The 22066-nt window shown below is 47.6% G+C and carries 19 protein-coding genes and 1 tRNA gene; 10 read left to right on the forward strand and 10 right to left on the reverse strand.

Translation table 11 applies throughout. From position 1 onward, the window contains the following. Positions 1–287 precede the first annotated feature (287 nt). Positions 288–1001: a YebC/PmpR family DNA-binding transcriptional regulator gene (locus tag OP864_RS04750; RefSeq protein WP_270100145.1), complete on the forward strand. Its 714-nt coding sequence runs from the start codon at positions 288–290 to the stop codon at positions 999–1001. 97 nt (positions 1002–1098) lie between these two features. Beyond that, positions 1099–1187 (forward strand) — tRNA-Leu (locus OP864_RS04755). Between the two features lie 115 nt (positions 1188–1302). Here OP864_RS04755 and OP864_RS04760 read toward each other — a convergent pair. The 6 genes from OP864_RS04760 to OP864_RS04785 all read right to left on the reverse strand — a co-directional run bounded on the left by OP864_RS04760 (position 1303) and on the right by OP864_RS04785 (position 7110). After that, on the reverse strand, positions 1303–2151 hold the full coding sequence (locus tag OP864_RS04760) for a hypothetical protein (protein ID WP_270100146.1): 849 nt from the start codon (positions 2149–2151) through the stop codon (positions 1303–1305). 200 nt (positions 2152–2351) lie between these two features. Next, the gene (locus tag OP864_RS04765; protein WP_270100147.1) at positions 2352–2864 is read right to left on the reverse strand and encodes a phosphoglycerate mutase family protein; all 513 of its coding nucleotides are present in this window, start codon (positions 2862–2864) and stop codon (positions 2352–2354) included. Next, a complete protein-coding gene (locus OP864_RS04770) occupies positions 2861–3556 on the reverse strand; it encodes a WG repeat-containing protein (protein ID WP_270100149.1) in 696 nt (231 codons plus the stop codon). The genes OP864_RS04765 and OP864_RS04770 overlap by 4 nt, the downstream gene beginning before the upstream one ends. Next, positions 3553–4524: a methyltransferase gene (locus OP864_RS04775; RefSeq protein WP_270100150.1), complete on the reverse strand. Its 972-nt coding sequence runs from the start codon at positions 4522–4524 to the stop codon at positions 3553–3555. Before OP864_RS04775 ends, OP864_RS04770 begins: the two co-directional genes overlap by 4 nt. 284 nt (positions 4525–4808) lie before the next feature. After that, positions 4809–5834 carry a radical SAM/SPASM domain-containing protein gene (locus tag OP864_RS04780; protein WP_270100151.1) on the reverse strand — a complete coding sequence of 342 codons (1026 nt, stop codon included), beginning with the start codon at positions 5832–5834 and terminating at the stop codon, positions 4809–4811. Further along, the gene (locus OP864_RS04785) at positions 5821–7110 is read right to left on the reverse strand and encodes a glycosyltransferase (RefSeq protein WP_270100152.1); all 1290 of its coding nucleotides are present in this window, start codon (positions 7108–7110) and stop codon (positions 5821–5823) included. The genes OP864_RS04780 and OP864_RS04785 overlap by 14 nt, the downstream gene beginning before the upstream one ends. 418 nt (positions 7111–7528) lie before the next feature. Between OP864_RS04785 and OP864_RS04790 the strand changes: the two genes are divergently transcribed. After that, positions 7529–9355: a sigma 54-interacting transcriptional regulator gene (locus OP864_RS04790; RefSeq protein WP_270100153.1), complete on the forward strand. Its 1827-nt coding sequence runs from the start codon at positions 7529–7531 to the stop codon at positions 9353–9355. A gap of 10 nt (positions 9356–9365) precedes the next feature. Here OP864_RS04790 and OP864_RS04795 read toward each other — a convergent pair whose 3' ends face one another. Then, the gene (locus OP864_RS04795) at positions 9366–9905 is read right to left on the reverse strand and encodes a GNAT family N-acetyltransferase (RefSeq protein ID WP_270100154.1); all 540 of its coding nucleotides are present in this window, start codon (positions 9903–9905) and stop codon (positions 9366–9368) included. A gap of 33 nt (positions 9906–9938) precedes the next feature. Here OP864_RS04795 and OP864_RS04800 point away from each other — a divergent pair, with 33 nt between their 5' ends. Together OP864_RS04800 and fsa are read left to right on the forward strand one after the other, a co-directional pair. Further along, complete coding sequence (locus OP864_RS04800) at positions 9939–11135, forward strand: M20 metallopeptidase family protein (RefSeq protein ID WP_270100155.1); 1197 nt, start codon at positions 9939–9941, stop codon at positions 11133–11135. A gap of 86 nt (positions 11136–11221) precedes the next feature. Beyond that, a complete protein-coding gene (fsa, locus tag OP864_RS04805) occupies positions 11222–11878 on the forward strand; it encodes a fructose-6-phosphate aldolase (RefSeq protein ID WP_270100156.1) in 657 nt (218 codons plus the stop codon). Positions 11879–12409: 531 nt separating this feature from the next. On the opposite strand, the gene OP864_RS04810 is transcribed toward fsa, so the two are convergent. Further along, the gene (locus OP864_RS04810; protein ID WP_270100157.1) at positions 12410–12709 is read right to left on the reverse strand and encodes a hypothetical protein; all 300 of its coding nucleotides are present in this window, start codon (positions 12707–12709) and stop codon (positions 12410–12412) included. 249 nt (positions 12710–12958) lie between these two features. Here OP864_RS04810 and OP864_RS04815 point away from each other — a divergent pair, with 249 nt between their 5' ends. The 3 genes from OP864_RS04815 (at position 12959) to OP864_RS04825 (ending at position 17872) form a co-directional block, all read left to right on the forward strand. Next, entirely contained in the window at positions 12959–14134 is a 1176-nt protein-coding gene (locus tag OP864_RS04815; RefSeq protein ID WP_270100158.1) for a THUMP-like domain-containing protein, read from the forward strand. Positions 14135–14320: 186 nt separating this feature from the next. Beyond that, a complete protein-coding gene (locus OP864_RS04820; RefSeq protein WP_270100159.1) occupies positions 14321–16357 on the forward strand; it encodes an ATP-binding protein in 2037 nt (678 codons plus the stop codon). 39 nt (positions 16358–16396) lie between these two features. Beyond that, positions 16397–17872, forward strand: coding sequence for a hypothetical protein (locus tag OP864_RS04825; protein WP_270100160.1), 1476 nt, complete (start codon positions 16397–16399; stop codon positions 17870–17872). A gap of 200 nt (positions 17873–18072) precedes the next feature. Here the strand turns inward: OP864_RS04825 and OP864_RS04830 are convergent, their stop codons facing one another. Further along, positions 18073–19854, reverse strand: a complete 1782-nt coding sequence (locus OP864_RS04830) for a DNA polymerase III subunit gamma/tau (RefSeq protein WP_270100161.1) — start codon at positions 19852–19854, stop codon at positions 18073–18075. Between the two features lie 332 nt (positions 19855–20186). Between OP864_RS04830 and OP864_RS04835 the strand changes: the two genes are divergently transcribed. Beyond that, entirely contained in the window at positions 20187–20705 is a 519-nt protein-coding gene (locus OP864_RS04835; protein WP_270100162.1) for a DUF1573 domain-containing protein, read from the forward strand. 37 nt (positions 20706–20742) lie between these two features. Continuing rightward, complete coding sequence (locus OP864_RS04840) at positions 20743–21456, forward strand: hypothetical protein (RefSeq protein ID WP_270100163.1); 714 nt, start codon at positions 20743–20745, stop codon at positions 21454–21456. A gap of 59 nt (positions 21457–21515) precedes the next feature. Here the strand turns inward: OP864_RS04840 and OP864_RS04845 are convergent, their stop codons facing one another. Next, a complete protein-coding gene (locus tag OP864_RS04845) occupies positions 21516–22046 on the reverse strand; it encodes a CAP domain-containing protein (RefSeq protein WP_270100164.1) in 531 nt (176 codons plus the stop codon). Positions 22047–22066: the final 20 nt, after the last annotated feature.

The raw sequence follows: 22066 nt of genomic DNA on the forward strand, positions 1-22066 counted from the left end.
GACGACTGAAAGGAGTAAGCGATGCGGCAGCCATGGCCCGCAGGGCCAAACGGCCTAGCGATGCGGCGGGGTGGCCGTCAGGCCAGACCAAGGCGGCGCAGCCGCCGCAGGGCCGAGCAGACCTGCGAGCCCCAAAGCGTAGCGCCGCAGCTTGCTGCGGAGGCCCCAAATAAAAAGGCTGAAGTAAATTCTTGTTATCTTGCTGAAGCTTTGTTAAATTTGGGGCTTGTTTTTGGGGCTTAGGGTCCTGAGCAGATATTAACAAACCGTATTACGAATAATATATCATGGGAAGAGCATTTGAATATCGCAAAGAGCGCAAGATGAAGCGTTGGAGCCAGATGGCCAAGGTATTTACAAAAATTGGTAGAGAGATCGCATTGGCGGTAAAAGAGGGGGGCCCTGATCCGGAGAACAACCCGAAATTGCGTTTGGCGGTACAGAATGCCAAGGTGGCCAATATGCCTAAAAAGAACGTAGAGGCGGCCATTCAGCGGGCGACCTCTAAGGATGCGGAGGACTTGCAGGAGGTGGTATATGAGGGCTATGGGCCTCATGGTGTAGCCTTTATTATTGAGACCTTGACGGACAATCCGACGCGGACGGTGGCCAATATGCGTTTTTATTTTAGTCGTTCTAATGGTTCATTGGGGACCTCGGGTTCGGTATCTTTTATGTTTGACCGTCAGGGCGAATTCATTTTGGATGCCGAGGGTTTGGACATGGAAGAGTTGGAGTTGGAATTGATTGATGGAGGAGCCGAAGAGATTGAGATCAATGAGGATCAGATTTGTATTTATACGGCCTTTGAGGACTTTGGAAACATGCAAGCCAAGTTGGAAGAGTTGGGCTTGGAGGTAAAAGAGGCTAGTTTGCAGCGTTTTGCCAATGCGAGTAAAAAGTTGGAAGACCCCGATCAAATTGCTGAAATAGAGAACCTTATTGATAAGTTTGAGGATGATGACGATGTGCAGAAGGTTTTCCACTCTATGGAAATTTAAAATTTAGGCAAAAAAATAGGCGCTTTATTTGGACAAACCAATTGGAGCGCCTATATTTGCATCGCACTTGAGGGAACGATAGTGCATAATTACTCTTGCCCAGGTGGTGGAATTGGTAGACACGCTACTTTGAGGGGGTAGTGCCTAATTACAGGCGTGCAAGTTCGACTCTTGTCCTGGGCACCAAAAAATCTCGATATCGGAAGATGTCGGGATTTTTTTTTGTGCTGTATAAGATGAGGAAATAAAAAAGCCGCAAGTCATACAACTTGCGGCTTTGGTTTTTTGAGCGCTCAGTGAACTAGTTTCTTAAGTTTTTATCTTCTACAAAAATCTTCTGATCATCTAGGTAGCGGTAGTAGGTAGTCTTGTAGATATACTCTAACTTCTTCTTTTCTTTATTGGGCAGATTTCCCGTTTCTGTTAGTTCTATATAAAACTGATCATTTAGGATGAAATACTTGACCCTTGTCTTGTAGTGATAGACATAATCTGGTTTAACTTGATAATCTTCTGTAGGAGCTCTTTGGTCTATCTCACTGAGCCAGCTTAAAGCAGAGCGAGTATAATTGTTAATGCTAAAAAGTTTGATATCTGCTGTGCTAATATTAGATGGATCAGATTCCTCTGTATCTTCTCGCTGAAGAAAAATGCGTCCTCCCTCAAAAGCAACTGCCTTTGGGCTTGAGTTCGTTTCATAATAAGAGCTCCAAGAGTAGCCCATACTAAAGGCCTCTGATTTTAAACAGTTTTTTACATTTTTAGTCATCTGTTCTAAACTCCATCTTTGCTTATCCCAGTGAAGACGCATAATACTGAGATTTTCCTGAGCGAGAACGGATCCCCTTTCTGTACCAAAACATACCTCTATCACTGCAGGTTTATGACGAAAGAAAACCAAGGCGTATAGTTCTTCTTCTTTTTTATAGTAAAATGTGGTATCCCAATAAACAAGCATTCGCCGCTCATTTTCGCATACATATGGCTCTGGGGCTAAGTAATAAGCAGTATCTTCATTTATGTTGTCAATAGCAAAGGCCAGTTTCATCCACTTTTCTTTTTCTAGCTCTAATTGGTCCGCCTCTATAGGGGTATAGGGAGGCAAAGGCTCTACATATCGCCTTTGGGCAGTTAACTGACTAACTAACAAGCTGCAACTTGCTAGTAGAAAACATAATTTGAGTTTAGCTAAAAATTTCATAAAGGTATTGTTTAAGTAATTAGATGTTATTTGAGGACTGTTCAACATTTTGTGTTTCCCCTCTTTGCTGAGGCGACTATTGGCTAGCTCCTAGTAAGCTAAAAAGCAAAATTTTATTCTGATATATAAAGTCCTAAACAGCCCCAGCCCTACTCCCAATTCCACCAAAGCGCCCCATCTACTCCCCCAGCCTCTCCAATTTCTAGCTCCCAAATACTGCCCAAAGGCGTATGGCAACCATAGGGACAAGTATAGGGGTAGTCGAGCTGCTCTTTCTTGGGGTCCAAATACTCCAAAATCATATTGATGGGCCCACAATGGCTAAAGATGGCCGTGGGCCGAGCCCATAACTGCTCCTCCTCTCCCCGATACCAATCCTGCACTCTTTGTTCTAGTGACTCATGCGGCTCTATTTCTTTCTCTCTTTCTCTTAATGCCTGCACTATCTTCGGCTGCAAAGCTGGAGCAAGCTGAGCATAGGGCGCATAGGTCTGCCCTACCCGCAAATAATCGCTACAATATACGGCCTGAATATCTTTCTTTGCCAAATACTGGGCAATGGCTAAGGCTTGCTCTTTTCCCTTTTCGCCCAAGGCTGGACCCGGAAAACCCCGATATTCTTTGGGGGCAGGCTGGGCATGACGCACTAAATAAAGCTTCATATTTTATGTTGACAGTCTCCTTTTTCGTTAATAATTTCATGTTCCCCCCCTTGGTTCTGCACCAATGCAAAGCCATTGTAAAAGGGCTCTAGCTGCAAAAATCGACGATTATATATGGGCCGCCCCGCCAAATCGATATGCAACCAACCCGCCTCATCTTTGGCCCGAGCAAATCCTTTGTGAAAAACATCTAGCTCTAGATAGCGATAAGGATGCAAGGCCTTGCCCTGAGAATCAATATGCAAACAATAGCCATCGGCCTGACGAACACAGGCATAGCCATCTCTAAAGTCTCCCGCATAGCGATAACGCTCCTCATAAAGCGGATGTCCCTGCCAGTCAATATGGAAGTAATCCCCGCCTTTTCGGACCGTGCAAATGTCTTGCTGATAGTTGCCACACCAGTCATAACGCTCTCCATAAATGGCATTTCCTTTTGTGTCTATATGGAATTGCCCCTGCTCCGAAGATACCGCCGCCCGATTACAATAATAACCAAAGGTCCGCAAATATCGCTGCCGATAAAGGGCCATGCCCTCGCTGTTGATATGATAGCTGCCCGTTTCGTCTTCTACAGGCGCCAAACCCGGCGCATGAAACTTTAATACCGACTTATAAGGGCCAAAAATAGCTTGCCCTTCCAAGCAAAATCCATTGCCTGCAGCATTGACTTTTATGTTTTTCCAATTCATCTTTTCTCAAATATCAATAGGGTCTGTAAATCATTGATCGAACGCTTTTCTAGATAAGCAAAGCCTGTTTGCTCTGCCAATTTCCGATAGGCCGCTAAGGTCCGTTCTTGGCTCTTGCAAATGGCCAACATATTCAAACTAAGCAGCTCGGCCCCATCGGCTAGCTGCTCTTTTAGGATTTCTAAGATGTATAAGCGCCCTCCTTTTGGCAAGGACGCATAAACGTTTTCCAATATTTTTAAGGCAGCTTCATCGGGCCAATCATGTAGCACTCTGGCCAGAAAAATATGCTCGGCGACTTGGGGAATGGGCGCAAAAAAATCAGCAGAAATAGGCCGAAAAGGCAGCTCTCCCTCTGGCAATAAAGCCAATACTTTGGGCTTGTCTAATAAATAATATTTAGGCAGAGGATGAACCCTCGCCAAGGCCTTGAGCAAAGCCCCCAAGCCGCCCCCCAAATCCATCACGGCTTTGGCTTCCGACAAATCCAACTGCTCGCCCAACTGCGCATAATCATCCCGCGCATATTCGTTCATCGCCAAATGATAAATCCGATTGCTCTCGGGCTGCTCATCCAAATAATCAAAAAAAGGCTGTCCATATAGCTGCTCAAAAACGGCCTCATCGCTGCGAATACTCTGCGCCAAATGCTGCCAAGCCCGCAAATGCTCCTCGCCCCAAAGCAAACAAGCATACTTCAAAGATTGGAGATGTTCCTCCGCCAGTTGCGCCCCTTTTTCGGCCAAAATATACTGCCCATTTTCGGTCTTCAAGGCCTCCAATTGCTCCAAGGCCGCCAATAATAACTGCAAACTTGCCCGCTTGGCACCTAGCTTTTCCGCCAACTCAGCCAAACTAAGCGGCCCCTCCCAAAGCGCATCAAATACCCCCAGCTGACAGGCGGTCCGCAAGGGCAAATAATGCCAATAACTGGTAAAACTATTCTTCAACTCCTGACTAATACTCATTTTTTTCTGTTCTATATGATTTGATTTTTGGGCCTCCGCCTCGCTACGCTCGTCGGCGGTTACTCCCTTCGGTCGTCGAACTGCGAACTAAAGTTCTTGTTGTCGTTCCACAGCTCGCTGCTATTTTTGGGGCCTCCGCCTCGCTTCGCTCGTCGGCGCTACGTTCCGCAGCTCGCTGTTCGCTCGGCCCTGCGGCCTGACGGCCTTGGTCTGCGGCTGCGCCGCACTGCTGCACATCGCTAGGCCAAAAAAGGCCTGCGGCTGAGCTAGAGAGCTAAAACAGCCTACTTCCGCATCGTACAGCCTTGGCAAAGGGGCTTTTTCTTATAGTTTTCCACCAATTCTACGTAGGCTTTGCTTTGTAGGACCTCCACAAGGCTGCGGTTCTGAATATTACCAAAATCGCCTAAGGCTTGCCGCTGCTCATCGGGGGCGCAGCAGGGCGATATTTTCCCTGTGGCCGAAACCCAAAGTTCCTTATTTAGGAAAGGGCAGTCGTAGTCTTCTGGGACCGCCTCTGCTGCGCCTGCAGTTAGGGGGACAATATTTTCTAGTAAAACGGGTTTCCCATTGGGCAGTAAGTATTGGTCTCTAGCCGCATAGGCCTCTTCTACATATTGGTTCCATTGGGCCATGCTCTCCGCATCCTTACGGAAAGACAAGTCCTTGATTTCATCAAAATGATCCCATAACTGATGCCCTTTTACTCGATCTACGCCAAGACTAGCCGCTAGCTTGATGATATCGGCTAGTTCATGCATATTGTTTTGCATAAAGGTGAGTTGGAAACTTACTCGGCAATAATAGCCCGTTTCTGCAAAATGCTGGTCTCGTACAGCCACAAAGCGACGGACATGATCTACACACTGCTCGAAGTTAATTCCAGGCATGACTTCCTCAGCCGTTTTGGCGCTGGCCGCATTCCAAGAGATTTTAATGTCTGTGGTTTGCGGTACAATCAGTTTGGCCCAAACCTCTACGGGCTTTTTAGGAAAGGTCCCATTGGTGGTGAGATTGATTTTAATCCCATACTGCTCACTCAAATCAAAGATTTGCTCAAAGCCTTTATACAACAAAGGCTCCCCCATGGTAGAGGGGATAATCTCTTTGACGCCCAAGGCTTGGGCCTGCTCAAAAATCTGGACCACCCACTCAAAAGGCATACGGCGACGCTTGACGCCCGTGTTTTTATAGAGGTCTGCGATAAATGTACTATAAGGACTATGCTCCTCGCACATAATACAATGCAAGTTGCAATCTTCAGGGTTGGTGTCTATGGTAATTCGCCAAAAGTCTTTAGGCTTGGACATGCAAAATAGCTTTATACTGTTCTAAAATGGTTGCTGTATGTGTTTTTATATCAGGGACCTCTCCGGCTGCATCATAGAGATAGCCTCTTTGGCCCAATTGCTTCATTTCTTCGGGATGTTGGATGGCCCAGGCCATTTGTTCTTGTAATGATTGACCATCTCGGTGCTTGAAGAGCAGGCCATTGACCCCATGCGCTACATATTCTGCCATGCCGCCATAATCTGCCGTGATGACAGGCAAACGAGCCGCCTGCGCCTCATGAATCACCAAAGGAGAGTTTTCGCCCCAGATAGAAGGGACCACAATGGCATCTACCTGAGCAAAAACCTCTTGGACCAAATCTTCATTGGCATAGCCCCCACAAAATGAAATCCGCTGACTTTGCGCTGCGCTCATGGCACTTAAAGCCTTTTGGCTTTGGCTGTCTTTCCAGCCCCAAATCTTTAGCTCTACCGCTTGGGCTAAACCCTTAAATGCTTCTATTAATAGGTTGACCCCCTTGGCGGGAATATGCGTACCGATATACCCAAAGCGAAAAGGTCCAGCTTTTCGAGCTGTTTTGGGCGGACTTAAATAATGCGTCGGAAAGCCATAATCTAAATAACTTACTTTTTCGGCAGGCAAATTAAAGTCCTTGATAAAGCGATTCATCAGATAGCGCGAGGGCGCAATAAAATGATCGACTAGCCCAATAATTTCTCTTGTTTTCTGCATACGTCGGCCTATCCATCGGCTCCAATAGGCTAGGTCTTCGGCTTCTTCTTCTGGATGGCCAGAAAAGAGCATTTTGTAGCAAGAGGCCGCACATTTTTGGTCCTCTTGGCCCGTACAGAGCTGATAGCAGTTTTGTCCATCAAAGTTGCGCTGTAAAAACTGGCCTCGGGGACACATCAGCCAGAAGTCGTGCAAGGTAAAGAGAATAGGCACCCCCGCCTTTTTCAGCGCTTGGACCAAGCCCAAAGACAGATGATTAAGATGGCCAATATGAGCTACATCTGGACGGTCTTGGGCCAAAATAGCCGCCAGCTTTTGGTCGACCTGCGGCTGCCAATAACCGTCTTTGTCTCTGGGCATATTGACCAAATGAAACTGTAAGCCCTGCTCATCTTTAAAAGAACGCAGCTCAAAATCTGGCCGATAAGGTTCCTCCTCTCGGCTGAAAATTGTGAGCCGATGCCCCTGCCGATGCAGTTCTTGGCAGAGGCTCTGGCTATAGACTTCGGAGCCTGCACTGTAGCCCGGCGGATAGCCATGAATAATTTTTAGAATGTGCATTTTTTCAATTTATGGTTTAGGGAAGGCTGTTGGGAACTAGCTCAAAAGGAGAGTTTTGTCTTTGTGCTCCTTTTGTGCTCCACTTATTTCAAATCATCAAAAGGATGTGCCAAAAAGCAAAAATAAACTAACCAACTAATAACCAACAACTTACAAAAACAAGCTAATTTAAAGCTGCTGTAAAATTTTGGAATCTATGTATTTTTTTACAGTTTTAGGAGAACTTTAAGGCAATACTTAGGCGGCGAAGCCGCCTTGGCCGAAGGCCAAATGGCCTAGCGCTGCGGCGGGGTGGCCCAAAGGGCCAGACCTAGGCGGCAAAGCCGCCGCAGGGCAGAGCAGACCTGCGAGCCCCAAAGCATAGCGCCCGCAGCTTGCTGCGGGAGGCCCCACCCCCCCTCATCTAACCCCCAAAACTATGGCAAAAGAAAACATTTACATCAGTTGGCATTATACTACCCATGGCACTGCATTTTTGCAGCATCAGTTGGCGGCTTTTTGGCGGGGGGAGTTGCAATTATCGGAAAAGCCCTTGTATAAAGAGGGGCTTTGTCAGTTGGAATTGAGCGAGGCCTTTTCGGCAAATCGGCAGCCTGGATTTTTATTTGACAAGGTCTATTATTTATGTGCCGAGCAGGCTGTTTTGGACCGTTTATCTCTGCGGCGATTGAGCTATCGAAAGAACATGTATGAGGTAGACAAAGCGGTGGAGGAGACGCAAATGCAGGAGGTTTGGAGAGAGGTGATTGCGCAGAACCTTTCCTCTTGGGTGGATGAGATGACTTATGTAAAGGAACATTATCCCGATCGTTTGGAAGACTTTGAGGGGCAAATTTGGCGGGACATGCAGCATTATCCCATTGACAGTCAGCTAGCATGGTTTAGGCGAAAGTCGCCTGCTGCGCCTTATTATCATGCTCGTTTTGAGGCCGTTCATTTTAGCCAAGAAGAGCTGCCAAACTTACGAGATGAGCAGAGCATTTTGACCGTTTTGCAAGGCTTTTTCAAAACTCTTTTGGCCCGACATGGGGCCGAGGCCAACTACATCATCAATGTCAGTTTGGGCAGTAATGAAACGCAGGTCGCTTGGTTTGTTCTGGCCGAGGCGGGGCTCTTGCCCCCCAACTGTCGATTCATCAAGGTCTATGACGTTAAGACCAAAGGCGCAGATCCTCGTTTTAAGAACTTCCAAATTCAGGAGATTCCCAGCCGTCTAATTTCTAGTTTATCGGCCAACTTATATGAGCATGACAACCTACAATCGCCCCTGCGGCGGTTGGCCGACCTCAAGATGAAGACCTATATAGAGCAAGGTTTTGCCATATTGATTTTGGGCGAAAGAGGGACGGGAAAATCCAGAATGATTTCGAGATTGGAGCGAGAAAACCGCAAGGTCTTAGCCATCAATTGTGCCTCCTTTGATGATGACAACAAGGCCGAATCGGAGTTTTTTGGGCATAGCAAGGGGGCCTATACGGGGGCAGATCAAGCCAAAAAGGGCTTATTTGAAGAAGCTCGGGGCGGAATTCTCTTCTTTGATGAGGTGCATCATTTGAGTAAGCGGGTACAGGGCAAACTCATGAAAGCCCTACAAACCGATGAGAACAACAACTATCGTTTTCGGCCCATGGGGAGCAGCCAAGAACAGCAAAGTCAGTTTACTGCTGTTTTTGCTAGCAACAAAAGTATTGAAGAGCTGCGGGAGCTTTTATTGGCCGACTTCTTTGATCGTATCTCTCAGCTCCTGATTGAGCTGCCCCCACTGCGGGAAAGTCGAGATGAAATTGAAAAAGACTGGGAAACCGTTTGGACACAACTGCGCTTTGCGCCTAGCTACCCCTGTCCCAAATCTCCAGAGCTCTTCCAATGGCTCAAAAAGCAGCCTTTGTGGGGCAACTTTAGAGATTTGCAAAAGATAGCTATCTATTATAAGGCCTTTTTAGATTTACCCCAAGAGGCCCAACAACTAGAGGGAGTAGACAGCCCCCTAGCCTTTGCCCAAAAGGAGTTTAAGGCCTATCATGGGCATTTTCCTAAGCAAACTAAGTTGCCCCAAGCCTTTCAAGAGCTCTTTGATCTGGAGCTCATTGCCTCAGAGACGGAAGAAAAGACCTATAAAATTCTGGAGAAGCGCTATAAAAAGGCCCTTATTAGTTGGGTAGAGGAAAACTTTCCCGCTCAACCAGTTTGGGAGATTTTAGACATGAGCGAAAGTAACTACTACAAGATGAAGAAAGAGAGCTAAATAAGAGGGTTTAGGCCTCGGTTCTCAAGAGCGCATAATGGTATTCATCCCAAAATTGGCCCGCCTTATAAACCGCTTCTAGAGATTTGCCCTCTAAACGGAAGCCCGCAGCTTCTAATACCTTGACCGAGCCTAGATTAAAGCTAAATACGGTCCCCACCACCCGATGTAAGTCTAGATAACGGCCCCAAGCCCGCTCCAAGAACAAGGGCAAGATCTTTTTCATCAGCCCTCGGCCCCAAAAGGCAGGCGTTAACCAATAGCCAATTTCCATATTGTAGCGCCAAACATCCTGCTGTGCATGCAGACCAATTCCCCCAATCAATTGCTCTTGGGCAAAGATGGCTAAGATGCCCCCATCCGAAGGGATGGCGACATGATTCACAAAGGCCTCTGCAGTGGCTAAGGTATATGGCGAAGCAAAACGATCGCTCATGCCTTTGGCCACTTCTGGATAATCGGCAGCCTGCTGTAAGGCCGCTGTATATTCGGGCCGAAAAAGGCGTAGGGAGTAGGCCTCGCCATTTAGTTCAAATTCTATCTCTTTCATTTTTTATCTTTGAGTTCACTCAGAATAATTGACATGATTAAGATAGATAAAATAAAACAACTGGCCCAAGAACAACTAGAGCAATGGATCAGCATTCGCCGACATCTTCACCAATATCCAGAACTCTCTTTTGAAGAATGGGAAACCGCTAATTATATCGCCTCTTGCCTAGACCGCTGGGGCATTAGCTACCAGAGAGGAATGGTCAAAACAGGGATTTTCGCCCAAATTGAAGGCAAAAATCCCGCTGCAGCCTGCATTACGCTCCGTGCCGATATAGATGCGCTCCCGATCCAAGAGCAGACGGGCCTGCCTTTTAGCTCTAAGAATGAGGGCCGTATGCACGCCTGCGGCCATGATGTACATACGACTTCCCTACTCGCTACGGCTTTTATCCTACATGAACTTAGAGGAGAGTTTGAGGGCCGCATTCAACTGATTTTCCAACCTGGCGAGGAGCTGCTACCCGGTGGCGCTAGCCAAGTCTTGGCCGAGGGTTGGCTGGACCAAAGCCTAGATTTTCCGATTCTGGGCCAGCATGTAGAGCCTGGCCTGCCCGCTGGACAGGTTGGCTTTCATCCAGGCCCCTTTATGGCCTCCGCCGATGAGCTTTATCTCTCTGTTTATGGCCAAGGCGGTCATGCCGCCCGCCCCCAAGATTGCAATGATGTGGTCCTGATTGCCTCGCATTTGGTGGTCGCCCTACAGCAGTTAATTAGCCGATTTAGAGACCCGCTGCAGCCTTCGGTCCTGAGTTTTGGCAAGATGAATACCGCTGGCGGGGCCACCAATGTATTGCCCGAACGCATTGATCTTGAAGGCACATTCAGAGCCTTCAATGAAGAATGGCGAGCCGAGGCGCATCAAAAAATGCAGCAGCTCTGTCAGCAAATGGCCCAAAGCATGGGCGGCCGTGCCGAGCTAGAAATCAGAAAGGGCTACCCCTACCTACACAATGAGGAAAATCTAACGCAGAGCCTGATACAGGCCGCCCGTGACTATGTCGGCAAGGATAATTTGGTCCTTCTTCCCCAACGCATGGGGGCCGAAGATTTTGGCTTTTATGCCCAACAGATGCCCGCCTGCTTCTATCGCTTGGGCACGGGCATTGGTCCGGGTTTGCACCACCCCAAGTTTTCTCCCGATGAAGAAACGGCCCTCCCCTTGGGGGCTGGGCTTATGGCCTATCTGGCCCTTTTTCAGCTAAATCAACAGATCAAAAAGGCCTAGTTGTTTGCTTGCTGGCTTTTGCTTAACTTGCAGCCAATTCGCATTTCAAACATAGAGGCTCGACCTCTTCAAAGCTTTTTATTTCTATGAAATTTTTTGTGGATACGGCCAATCTGGCCCAAATTAAAGAAGCCGCCGATCTTGGCGTTTTGGATGGTGTAACCACCAATCCCTCTCTCATGGCCAAAGAAGGCATCAAAGGCGAGGAGGCCGTCCGCCAGCATTATCTAAACATCTGCAAGCTTGTAGATGGCCCCGTAAGTGCCGAAGTGATTGCCACCGATTTTGAGGGCATGATCAAAGAAGGCGAAGCCCTAGCCGCCCTACACCCCAATATCGTCGTGAAGGTCCCGATGATTGAGGATGGCGTGAAGGCCCTTCGCTATTTTAGCGACAAAGGCATCAAGACCAACTGTACCCTCGTCTTTTCTGCTGGACAGGCTATTTTGGCCGCCAAAGCAGGCGCTACCTATGTTTCTCCCTTTATTGGCCGCATTGACGACATTAACTGGAGTGGCGTGGAGTTGATCGAGCAGATTGTACATATCTACCAAAATTTTGCTTTCCGCACTCAGGTTTTGGCCGCCTCTATCCGCAATCCCTTGCATATTGTGCAGTGCGCTGAGCTTGGCGCCGATGTGGTCACTTGCCCCCTTTCTGCCATGAAAGGCATGCTCAAACATCCACTTACCGATATTGGCTTGCAACAGTTTTTGGCCGATCACGCTAAAAATAATGGCTAGTTAAAGCCCAAGAAGATAAAGGCTGCTGAAAAGTAGCCTTTTTTTTTGGGGCCTCCCGCCTTCGGCGGGCGGTTACTCCCTTCAGTCGTCGAACTGCGGCCTAAAGGCCTTGTTGTCGTTCCGCAGCTCGCTGCTGTTTTGGGGCCTCCCGCCTTCGGCGGGCGCTACGTTCCGCAGCTCGCTATTCGCTCGGCCCTGCGGCCTCACGGCCTTGGTCTGCGGCTGCGCCGCACTGCTACACATCGCTAGGCCGCTCATCTGCCTTTTTCTAGCTTAAGTTTCTTCTTTGGCGGCTGGCTTGTTTTGGGCCGATGGGCTGAAGCCCATTTGGAAGACGCTATTCTGCAACTGCAAAACGACATCTTACAGTTGCGCTAAGCTATTCTGCAGATGCAAAACGGCATATTACAGTTGCGGCAAGCTATTCTGCAACTGCAAAACGGCATATTACAGTTGCGGCAAGCTATTCTGCAACTGCAAAACGGCATATTACAGTTGCGGCAAGCTATTCTGCAACTGCAAAACGGCATATTACAGTTGCGGCAAGCTATTCTGCAGATGCAAAATGGCATATTCCATTTGGAGGACGCTATTCTGCAACTGCAAAACGGCACATTCCATTTGGAGGACGCTATTCTGCAACTGCAAAACGACACATTCCATTTGGAGGATGCTATTCTGAAACTGCAAAACGGCATATTCCATTTGGAGGACGCTATTCTGCAACTGCAAAACGACACATTCCATTTGGAGGATGCTATTCTGCAACTGCAAAACGGCATATTCCATTTGGAGGACGCTATTCTGAAACTGCAAAACGGCATATTCCATTTGGAGGATGCTATTAGGAATTTGCGAAAACGTAGCATCAAGACTTTGATGGGCTGTTCCAAAAATTCGTCCTACAGGCCCGAAGGGCCGCAGGCCTAGCGATGCGAAAGGGGGCTGCGCAGCCGCAGACCAAGGCCGTCAGGCCGCAGGGCCGAGCAGACCTGCGAGCCCTGAAGCGTAGCGCCTGCAGCTTTGCTGCAGGAGGCCCCAAAACAACAACAGCAAGAGCATAAAAAACAGCAGACTAAAATGGGAAGAACAGAAGATTGGGCATTCATTGCGGAGCATCAGGCGGAAGATTTGGCGCAATTGGCCTTGCAATTGGCCAAGCGGCCAGAGCTAGACCGCAGTTTTATTTTGGCGCAGGTCAATGGGCGGCAAAAGGCCAAGGAAAAGTTGCCAGATTGGGCGGGTAAAGCGGGCTTAATATTCCCTTCTCGCTTGTCGATGCAGCAGTCTTCTAGCCAGATGACGGCCCAAAAAAAGGCCGAATACTTGGCGGGGGGCACTCTAGTTGATTTGACCGGAGGTTTTGGGGTAGATAGTTATTATTTGGGCCAAAAATTTGAGCGAGTTTATCATGTGGAGCCGCAAGAGGAGCTGCAAGAAATTGTGCGGGCCAACTTTTCGCTTTTGGGCTTTGATCGGGCGGAGTTTTTTTTGGGCAAGGCCGAAGAATTTCTGGAACAGGCCAATTTGCCTACGATTGATTGCTTTTATATTGATCCGAGCAGAAGATCGGAGGGCCAAAAAGTCTTTCGTTTAGATGATTGCCAGCCGCAATTACTGGAGATCTTGCCTCGATTATTGGAGCTTGCGCCTAGGGTTTGGGTCAAGGCGGCGACTATGTTGGACATACAGCAGGCCTTGCAGCAATTGGGGGGCAAAGTTCGGCAAATTTACATTTTGGCTTGGCGCAATGAGTGCAAAGAGTTGCTCTTTGAAATTGGGCGGGAGTCAGTGATTTCTCCGCAGATACAGATAGAAGAAATCTACCCCAAGCGGGCCTTTTCTTTTCAGTTTGAGCTAGCAGAAGAAGAGCGGGCTCAGCTCAGTTATGGGGCCTTGGGCAGTTATGTCTACTTGCCGCATACGGGCCTACTCAAGGCGGGAGCCTTTAAATTATTGGCCGAGCGTTATGGGCTGAGCAAATTGGCCATCAACAGCCATATTTATAGTAGTGAAAAAGAAATATTGGATTTTCCGGGCCGGGCATTTCGGTTAATTCGGGCCATCCCCTACCCTAGTAAAGCGGCCAAAAAGCTAGGCTTAAAAAAAGCGCAAATCATCAGTAAGAACTTTGGAATGAGCGTAGAACAGCTACGAAAAAAGCTAAAAATAAAGCAATCGGGAGGCAGCTACCTTCTAGCGAGCAGAGATCAAGAAAACAAAACTTGGCTCTATGAAATGGCGCCCTTGTTCTAAATAGAGTTTTTCCTCCCTAAATTTTTTATTAAATTGTACACGTTTTAGCAATTCATCAAAAAAAGGGGGGTATTCCCTTTTCGATGAAAAAGTCAACCCAAGGATTTTTTGACTGTTAGGAGTCAGATATCCTTTTTTTATCTCCAATTCCCCGTAGCCTTAGGGCTATCGACCGAGAACTTAACTATGCCTGCTCCCCGTTTCCTATTTTTTTTCCCGGAGACCAAACGCCAAGCGAGACTAGAAGAAACGCTTTTGTGTTTGGGTAGCTTTTGGACCATGCTCATCTGTTTGGCGTATTGGGTCCTTAGCTTCTCCTATGACTATCAGGAAGCGACGCCTATTGGGGCTTTATTGGGTGGTTTGGCTTATTTGGGGCTCTTTTTATGGATAAAGTTTAGGGCCTTTTCGCCTTGGTTATCCTTTATCTATATTCTCATTTCGCTTAGTTTACTGGATGGGCTTTGGATGATGGTGGGGGGCATTTACAGTGACTTGCCCATATTGTTATTGTTGGCCTTTTTTGCTTCTTTGATGATTTCGGCCAAGGGGTGGTTATGGTTGGCCATGCTGCTCAACTTTAGCAACTTTGCCTTTTTGTTAGTTTTGCACCTTTATTTTCCAGAGAGCATCAACTATCATCCGCCAGCTGCAGAGGTAGCTTTTACCAGTTTTACGAGTTTGGGAGTGGCTTTATTTTCGGTTTGGGTATTGATGGGCATCTTAAAGGAGCGCTATCAACTGAGTCAGGAACAATTGGAAGAAAAAAACATGGCCTTAAGAGATGCCAGCCAGGCCAAGTCTCAGTTTTTGGCCCAGATGAGCCATGAAATCCGGACCCCCATGAATGGGATGTTGGGCATGGCCCAGCTCCTGCTAGACGGTCCACTAAGCGAAGAGCAACAAGAATATGCGCAGACCCTCAAACAAAGCGGCGAGCAGCTTTTGCAGATTGTCAATGAGATTTTGGATTACTCTAAGTTAGAGGCGGGAGGCTGGCATTTGCAGGAGCAAGAATTTGAGTTGGAGCGGGCCGTAGAGGAGGCCATGAATATTGCGGTGTCTAGGGCCTTAGCCAAGGGATTGAGCTTGCGTTATTTTCCAGATGCCCATTTGCCAGAGCAGCTCATTGGAGATGCGACAAAGATTCGGCAAATGCTATTAAATTTATTGGACAACGCCATTAAGTTTAGTCATCAGGGCTGCATCTCTATTTATCTATCCAAATTGCGGGAAGAAGAAGATCGAGTTTGGGTAGAATTTCGCTTAACGGATCAGGGTGTGGGGATTCCCAAAGCCAAGCAAAGCGATTTATTTAAAGAGTTTTCTCAACTGTCCAATCAGCAGGCGCATAGCAGCTCGGGCACGGGTTTGGGCCTAGCCATTGTTCGGCAATTGGCCGAGCAGATGGGCGGCCGTGTTGGTGTAGATAGTGCAGCTGGACAAGGAGCTAGTTTTTACTTTCATTTGCCCTTACAAAAAGCAGCCTCCAAGTCGGCCAGTTTATTTAAGGGCAAACGGCTCTTTTTGTTGAGCAAAAACAAGGATGCCGCTCGTTTTTTCAAGGCTATTTGTCAGCGTTGGGAGATGGAATACTTTCAGTTTTGGGAGCCCGATGCCAGTCATCAGGCTGCGGAGCTAGACATTATTCCCGCTCCTGATTTTGTCTTTTTTGATAGCCAGTTACAAGATCCTGAAGAGGTGTTGAGTTGGCCTTGTCCCCAGTTTTTGATTTTAGCATTAGGCGAAGATCGGAAGCTCAGCCGCAACTTTCAAGCAGCACTTTCTGCCCCTTTGCGCCCGCTCCGAATCAAGCAGTTATTGCTCAAGCAAATGTCGGTGGTCCAAGAGGAAAAGGAGGAGGGGCCTAGCTGGCCATGGACCAATAAAAGGATACTTTTGGCCGAGGATAATAAGATCAATCAGCGTTTGATGCAACAAATTTTGGAGCGAATGGGGCTTTGGTTGCATATTGTACAAAATGGGCAGGAAGCCCTTGACTTTTTGGCCCAAGAAGAGGTAGATCTTATTTTTATGGATCTACAAATGCCCGTTTTAGATGGGCGAACAGCCAGCCAAGAAATTCGAGCTCAACAGATTAAAACGCCCATTATTGCGCTTAGCGGAGAAGAGGAAAGCCCTATTCAGGGCATCAATGGCTTTTTGCAAAAGCCCATTGCGCGAGAAGAACTAGAGGCTTGTTTGCGCCAGTTTTTTTGCTAGCTTTGCGCTATTATTTTCACGCATCCTCCCCTCCTAATCATGAAAGTTACTGCAGAAAAAATAGCCCTTTATAGTCTTGGATTTCTTTTTTGTATTCTGCTGCTCTACAAGGCGGTCAAGATGAGTATGACTCATGATGAAGCCGCTACTTTTTTGGTCTATACCAAATGGTCTATTTATGATATCTGGACCAATTCGGGCCCCAATCCCACGGCCAACAACCACCTACTCAACACCTTATTGATTAAATTTTTGGTGCAGCTCTTTGGCGATCATCAGTTGGTGGTTCGCCTTAGCAATATTTTAGCGGGATTCAGTTTTCTCTATTTCTCTGGGCGCCTGATGCAACAGGTTTTTGAGCCCAAAAATAAGCTTTTGGTCCTTTTGGGCTTCAGCCTGCTGCTGATGAATAATTATCAGTTTGATTTTTTTGCCGTGGCTCGCGGCTATGGCTTGTCTATGGGCTTTTTTATGCCTGCGATCTATTTTTCGCTGCAGGCGGTCGCCAATTCTTCTATCCGAAGTTGGAGCTGGGCGGTCGGCCTTTGTCTGCTGGCGGTTTTGGCCAATTTTAGTAGCCTGGTTTTTTGTATCGCCTTGCTGGGCAGCGCGCTGCTGCTGGCGCTCAAAAAAGAGCGAAACTGGCGGTTTTTGGGCCAAATTCTGGGTATTGCTAGTCTGGCGGCCCTCGTTTTAGGGCTGGCCATTGCCCCTGCCATCATTCGCCTCATCGAGTTTGAGCAGCTCTATTTTGGGGGAGATAATGGCTTTTTTCAAGATACTATAGGCAGCTTGGCCCGATCCTATACACACAATATTTCCTTTTTGCATTCGCCCAAATATATCCATTGGGGCTTTGGGTTTCTGCTTGTTTTTGCCGCTGCCCGCCTGCTTTTTTCGCTTGTCAAAGAGAAAAGTCAGGGCCCTACTCTTTTCATTCAATTGGGTTTATCCTGCCTTTTGGCTAGCTGCATCGGCCATCTTTTGCTCCATCTCCTTTTCGATGTCAAGTTTCTGATGCAACGGACCGCCCTAATTTATTTTCCCCTACTGCAGTTTTCGCTCATTAGCCTGCTGTATAGCCTTTATCAGGCTTTTCCCTTGGCCAAAAAATGGAAAAATACAGCTTTGGTCTTCGCCAGCGTTCTAGGCCTAAGCCTTTTTGGCCTCAACTACCGCCCCAATACCATGACCGAATGGTACTACAATGTAGAGGATAGAAAAATTTTGAGCGAATTGGAGGCGAGCATTCCCCAAAATGAAACCCATACCCTAGGCATTTGGTGGCTCTTTTTCCCCACTTTCGAGTTCTATCTAGAAACGGGGGTCTATCAAAATATTCAGCTCAATCCACACAATATGCAGCTTGATCTCGAGCAGGATTATGACTATTATTTTATCGACCACAATGCAGAACGAGTGGCCGCTTTAAGCGAAAAATACGAACGCTTCAAAAATTACCAACAAGGGATTCTCTTTCGCCATAAGAACTTTCCCATTCAGAAAAATAACTAGTGTTTTTTGGGGCTGCCCCGCCCTTTGGGCGGGTCGGGCTATGTCGCAGCTCGCAGGTCTGCTCGGCCCTGCGGGCTTTTTCGCTTTGCTTCAAAAGCCCTGGGTCTGGCCTTCGGCCACTGCTTTCTATCCCTCAGCCACGTCGCTACGCTCCTATGCGGGCGCTGCGCGCCCTGCAAAGCTGCAATTGGACCAACAGGCTAGCGCTTTTTGGGCGGAAAAAGCTCAAAGCGCTTCTGAAAATCTTTCAATAAGCCATTTTGCTTCAAAAAGTGGACATACTTCTCTCGGTCGGTTGTCGGCCGATGTTTTGGCTTGGGGATATCTTCTTCCTTGGGTTCCTCTATCGTAAATTTGTACTGTAATTTGGGCAGACCAAATTCTTCTCGCAACTGATTGAGCAGGGCCTGTTCATCGCCAATAGCGTCTTTTACTCTTTGGCTACTCACCACTAATCCTAGGGCCTGTTCTTCTTTGGGCAAAACCGTCAATTTAGCCGATCGCAGCAGGGCTTGCATAGAAGGCGACTCCATTTTTTGGGCATAGGCTTCCCAAAGGGCCAAAACAGCCTTTTCTTCCCAGCTTTTGTGTACAATTTGCTTTTTGCGCTCTTCTTCCGCCTGAATTTCGGCCTTAAGGGCATCTATGGCCGTTTCTTTTTTCTTTTTGAGGCGCTCCTTTAAACTCTTTTTAGGCTTTTTTTCCAGTTTTGGCGCTGCCTCCTTGGGCTCTTCTTTGGTTGCAACTACTTTAGGGCTAGTTGTTTCTTTGGGTTCTTCTTGTTTTTTGCTGGGGGCAGCGCCTTCTTGGACCACTTCCGTCGGCCTACTTTCTACGGTTTGCACATACTGTACAACTTGCTGTGGAGCCAAAGTTTTGGGCTGTATCGCCCTGCGGATATGGGCCATTTTAATCAGAGCCATTTCTACATGTAGGCGCTTATTTCTGGCCATTTTATAATTCACATCGCAGGCGGCGCTCAGGCTCAGGGCCGAAACCAAAATATCTTTGGGCGCCAATTGGGCCTGTTGCTGATAGCGTTGGCGCAGCTTTTCACTAAGGTCCAAAAGGCCAAGGGTGCTAGCATCTTGGGCCATTAGCAAATTGCGCAAATGCAAAGAAAGGCCATCTAAGAAAATATCGCCATCAAATCCCTTTCGCTGAATTTGGTCAAAGATGAGGAGCAATTGCTGCATATCCTCCGCCAAGATGGCATCAATAATCTGAAAGTAATAATCGTAATCTAAAATATTCAGGTTTTCAATGACATCCTCATAGCGGATATGGCTGCCTGAAAAACTGACCATGCGGTCAAAAATAGAAAGGGCATCTCGCAGAGCGCCATCGGCCTTTTGGGCAATCATATTGAGGGCCTCTTCTTCGGCCTCAATGCCCTCTTCTTGGCAAATTTTGGCCAAATGCGCTCGCATATCGGCTACCTGAATTCGATTAAAGTCAAAAATTTGACAGCGAGAGAGAATAGTGGGAATAATTTTATGCTTCTCGGTAGTGGCCAAAATGAAAATGGCATAAGAGGGCGGTTCCTCCAAAGTTTTTAGAAAAGCATTAAAGGCCGCCTGAGAAAGCATATGCACCTCATCAATAATATAGATTTTGTAGCGGCCCTTTTGAGGAGCAAAACGCACTTGTTCAATCAAAGAGCGGATATGCTCTACCGAGTTATTGGAGGCGGCATCTAGCTCATGAATATTGAGTGAAGCATTTTCTCTAAAGGCTGTGCAAGAAGGGCATTCATCGCAGGGCTCGGTATCTGAGGTGGGATTTTCACAATTGAGTAATTTGGCCAAGATACGGGCGCAGGTCGTTTTGCCCACCCCTCTAGGGCCACAAAACAAAAAAGCTTGGGCCAAATGCTCTGAGCGGATGGCATTTTTGAGGGTATTAGAAACATGTTGTTGACCCACCACCGAATCAAAGCGGATGGGACGATATTTGCGGGCGGAAACGACGAAATTACTCATAATAATTTAACTTGTAGGGCAAAGATAGGCTTTCTAAAGGAACTTAGAAGCCCTTCTGAATAAGAAGAGGGCAAAAACTTCTGCGGTCCTTTGGCCTAGCGATGTGCAGCAGTGGCCGTCAGGCCAGACCAAGGCGCTGCAAGCGCCGCAGGGCCGAGCGAACAGCGAGCTGCGAAACGTAGCGCCCGCCGAAGGCGGGAGGCCCCAAAACAACAGCGAGCTGCGAAACGACAACAAGCCCTTTAGGGCGCAGTTCGACGACCAAAGGGAGTAACCGCAGCAAGGCGAAGCCGCAGCTGAGGCCCCAAAAAATAAAACAAATCCCCTTAAATATGCGTATATTTACAGTTATTATTTCATTCTTTTTTTTGCTGAGTTGTTCATCTTCCCCAGAAGTTGTGGCTGATCAGCCTGCGCCAGAGCCTGTAGAAAAAGAGGAGGTTGCGGCTCCGCCTGTAGCTGAGCCCAAGCCAGTAGTGGCCATAGACAGCAGTGGGCCCAAGCGGGCCAAAAAGCCCAGTTTGCGGCCAGCTTTTCCTCAATTTGATAGTTTGGCCCATGACTTTGGGGAGGTTATTCAGGATTCGGTGCTTCGGCATCGCTTTCATTTTGAGAATACTGGAGAGCGGCCTTTAGAGATAGAATCCGTGCAGGGAAGTTGTGGTTGCATACAGGGCAGCCAGCCATTTTTGCCCATTGGGCCGGGAGAAAAAAGTTATATTGATCTCCGTTTTGATAGTCGGGGACGGCAGGGGGCTGAGTACAAATACCTTTTGGTGAATTGGAAGGGCAATGAGGAGCCATTGAAGCTAGAAGTCCGGGCAAAAGTCTTGTTAAAAGAGAAAAAATAGTGGTATATTCGAGAAGATAACCAAAAAACTATTTTCGATGAAAAACTTTATCTTTTTGGCCTTTTTAGGGGCCTTAATTTTGGGACAAACGGCCTGTAAACGCAGTGTAGAAGGCGAGACACAGAGCTGGGAGGCCAACAAAGGAAATGTACAGAAGCTATCGGCCAAGTACAGTAACTTTAAGCCTGCATTTGAGGAAATCTTGAAAAAAGCGGAGGCTAAAATGACCGAAGCGCAGGCGATGACTGATGAGAAGGCCAAGATTTCGGCCATGGCGGAGGCCAACTCGATTATTCGGCCCAAATTTGTGCGGGGCTTAGAAGGTATGGACCGCAAGATTTCTACTTTGGAAGACCTGATGGCCAAGGCTAGTCAGCAATCTAAGGATCATAGCGACCGAGATGCTGCTTGGGCGGCTAAAAGCAGTGGCGAGCGGGCTATTCGGGAGGCTCGTGAGCTTATTCGCAGCGCCAAAGTGAGCTCGGCAGCAGTAGCCGATGGCATTGTTAGCGATGCCGAGCGGCAGTTAGATTCGGCCCAAAAGCGCTTGCAAGAAGTGGTTAAAACGGCCCAGAAAAAAGCCGATGAAAAAGAAAAAGCAAAGGCCGATCAGAAAGCAGAAGAAACCGCTAAGCAAGAAGCTGAAGAGAAAAAAGCTTCGCCTATTAAATGTGGGTACTGTGGTACGATGAATAAAGCCGGCAGCTTAAAATGTAGCTCTTGTGCTGCTCCCTTAGAGGCCAATAAATAGGTGGAACTAAGGGCATAAAAAAGCCGCAAAGGAGAAATTCCTTTGCGGCTTTGCTGTTTTTATTGGCCAAAAATCTGCGCCCAATAATAGCCCCATTCGCTATCTTCATCGGCAACAAAACCTGCGCCCATAAAGCGGGCATCGGGGTCCAGCATATTTTTAAGATGGCCAGGGCTGTTATACCAGAGCTCAAAAACGGCGGCGGCTGTGGCCGTGCCCACCGCAATATTTTCGGCCATAGGGAAAAGCTCCGTTTGGCAAAAGGGCTTAATTTTTTCAAAGGTATCGGCCACTTTTTTTAGTTTTCGGCCTTTGCGGTCATAGAGCCCATGTTCAAAATATCCGTCTATTATCATATCTTTGGCATGATATCTTGCTGCCCAACTGAGTTCCTTAGACCAGCTGAGGGCTGCCAGCCCCCTAGTTTGTCGAAGTTCATTAACGAGTTCTAGCAACTTTTGCTCCTCACTCTTATTAGAAGATGCGATGCGTTCATTGCCCTGCGGCAAGCCCTTAAAACTCTGCGCCTCTAGGCGAAGGGCCGCCATAGAGAGCAAAGTCAATAGGATAAAGAAGATTTGAAATTGCATTGCGCTAAAAGTTAAAATTG

Origin of the sequence: Saprospira grandis, assembly GCF_027594745.1 — a bacterium.
Lineage (GTDB): Bacteria > Bacteroidota > Bacteroidia > Chitinophagales > Saprospiraceae > Saprospira > Saprospira grandis.